This is a genomic window from Drouetiella sp. (assembly GCF_059504425.1).
The window spans coordinates 1-2,229 of record NZ_JCACIN010000064.1 but is presented as its reverse complement, the minus strand read 5'-3'; the positions used below and the strand labels follow the sequence as shown (position 1 = coordinate 2,229).

The window sequence follows — 2,229 nt, the reverse complement described above, 5'->3', positions numbered from 1 at the left end:
AATTCACTACCATAGGACTTACGCATTTTTGTTGTGTGTGGTGGGCTGCGCCCACAAAACACAAAAAAAATGCACCACAGCTAGAGGGCTTGCGTAAGTCCCATACCAATCATTAAACCTTTTGTAAATTAAAGTTTTGGGATTAGGTTGAGTAGGGGAGTAGCTCCCACTCAACCTAATTTGCAAGAGGTCTATTTTGCTGCCTTATAAGCCCGCCATCCTCCCCACCGCGTAATCTCCACCTGACCTTCACACAAAATTGGCTCCCCCAAAACCCCCAAAACCTCCTCATCCCCAGCCAACTGCACCTTCCCAACACACAGCCCCGGCGGCTCTTGCAGCAAGATCTTAGCCAAACCCGCCACCGGAACCGACCAAACTTCCAACGCGATCGCCCCACCCCCAGTTGCCACCCGCATCATTGCCGGATGCACATCACTAATTGTCCACAGGCGATAAATTGGCGCAGTCACCGCATCCTTAACGAACTCCGCCCCTACCGCCAGCAAATTCCCATTCAACTCCAGCCCTCGCATCAGCGTGCCATTAACTGCCAAATCGACCCTCTCACTTTCCATATCTCATCTTCCTCACGCTGTCACTGCCCTCATCCCTGCCATCACCGCCGCAGCCGGAGCCGTCCAGCCCACAATACCCCCTTGGGCACGCACCATCTCCAGCGTAGACTGCTTGAATTCCGGGAAATAGCTCTCCGTACAGTCCTCAACCATCAGGCACTCGTAACCGCGATCGTTCGCCTCACGCATGGTCGTCTGCACACATACCTCTGTCGTCACCCCCGTAACCAGCAGATGAGTAATCCCCTTTGCCTGAAGCTGCGTCTGAAACTCAGTGTTGTAGAATGCTCCTTTTCCAGGCTTGTGAATCACCGTTTCTCCAGGCAGCGGCTCTAGTTCCGCAATGATGCCATTTCCCGGCTCACCCCGCACCAAGATTCGTCCCATACCGCCCAAATCGCCAATTTTCAGCGAACCCTTGCCCCGATCGAGCTTTGATGGAGGGCAGTCAGACAGATCAGGCTGGTGACATTCGATTGTATGAAAAACGGGTAACCCTTGGGCACGAAAGGTTTCTAGCAGTTCTTTCAAAGTTGGGACGATCGCTTGCAGCCTTTTTACATCGTTGCCCAACGCATCACCAAAGCCCCCTGGCTCCAAAAAATCGCGCTGCATATCGATAATCACTAAGGCAAGTCGATTCAGATCCGCTGGCAGCTCGTAGTCATAGGGTAGAGCCGATACGTACATAGGTTTAGAGAGTTTTTGATAAGTGTATTGTGCAGTTTTTACCACAGCATGGGAAAACTGTGGCGATCGCAGCGCACTTATTTCAAAGGCTTAAACCTATCTTCTCCAAAAAAGCAGCGTTGAGGGCTGAAGTGCCTAAGTACAAATCTACTCAGCACTCTCCTCCTCAACGCTAAAGCTTCTCCTCAATCAATGCGGATGGCGAGACTCGAACTCGCAAGGCAAAGCCACACGCACCTCAAGCGTGCGCGTATACCAATTCCGCCACATCCGCAGGTCATCCAGAAAGCGAAACACTTTCTTCAGTAACTCAGCATACTTCATAAGCTCCAATTCTGCACCCCTTTCTGGAATTCGCAGAACTTCGCTACGGCCTCTGCGTACGTTCAGAGATGCCTAGACCCAATCAGCTTTTGGGAATTCTAGCTGTTAAGTTTTCTATTCTTTAAGCTTTCTACTTTTCACAAGCTTCCCACAACTCAGGGTGTCACCATGAATTTCAACAAGCGCTCCGCTTTTTCAGCTTGCAGTCCTCAGACAAAATTATCCCAGACAGGATTTACGGTCATTGAACTTCTGGTTGTGATTGTGATTGTCGGAATTTTGGCGGCAATTGCTGTCCCAGGCTGGCTCTCCTTTCAGCGCAACCGCATATTGAGCGCCTCGCAAGATGAAGTCTTTCAGGCAATGCGTCAGGCGCAGGCAGAGGCTATTCGTTCTCGCAGCATTTGGCAAGTTAGCTTTCGAGAATCCGATAGCGTCGTGCAGTGGGCCATGCACCCCGCAACCGATCAGCCTACGACCTGGCAAACGCTGCTCCGAGAGATTCGTATTGACACAGGCAAGACAACGCTGACTCAAAGCGGCACAACTTATAGGCTGCAATTTAATGAGCGAGGTCGCGTCAATGGCTTGTTGGGACGGTTAATGTTTAATAATTTAGAGCATAGTAAAATCGTTG

Annotated in this window: 3 protein-coding genes and 1 tRNA gene; 1 reads left to right on the top strand and 3 read right to left on the bottom strand. The window is 50.7% G+C overall.

What is annotated here, in order from left to right; genetic code table 11:
• Nucleotides 1–191: 191 nt before the first annotated feature.
• The 3 genes from AC5JMP_RS15470 to AC5JMP_RS15460 all read right to left on the bottom strand — a co-directional run bounded on the left by AC5JMP_RS15470 (nucleotide 192) and on the right by AC5JMP_RS15460 (nucleotide 1,542).
• The gene (locus AC5JMP_RS15470; RefSeq protein WP_495852381.1) at nucleotides 192–578 is read right to left on the bottom strand and encodes an allophanate hydrolase-related protein; all 387 of its coding nucleotides are present in this window, start codon (nucleotides 576–578) and stop codon (nucleotides 192–194) included.
• Nucleotides 579–590: 12 nt separating this feature from the next.
• On the bottom strand, nucleotides 591–1,268 hold the full coding sequence (locus tag AC5JMP_RS15465) for a cysteine hydrolase family protein (RefSeq protein WP_495852380.1): 678 nt from the start codon (nucleotides 1,266–1,268) through the stop codon (nucleotides 591–593).
• Nucleotides 1,269–1,461: 193 nt separating this feature from the next.
• Nucleotides 1,462–1,542, bottom strand: a tRNA-Leu gene (locus AC5JMP_RS15460).
• Nucleotides 1,543–1,760: 218 nt separating this feature from the next.
• Here AC5JMP_RS15460 and AC5JMP_RS15455 point away from each other — a divergent pair.
• A partial coding sequence (locus AC5JMP_RS15455) for a GspH/FimT family pseudopilin (RefSeq protein WP_495852379.1) occupies nucleotides 1,761–2,229 on the top strand: 469 nt, incomplete at its 3' end.

Bases quoted from the DNA above. Each gene is read 5' to 3' on its own strand.
- AC5JMP_RS15465 (WP_495852380.1), bottom strand. From the start codon at position 1,268: ATGTACGTATCGGCTCTACCCTATGACTACGAGCTGCCAGCGGATCTG.
- AC5JMP_RS15470 (WP_495852381.1), bottom strand. From the start codon at position 578: ATGGAAAGTGAGAGGGTCGATTTGGCAGTTAATGGCACGCTGATGCGA.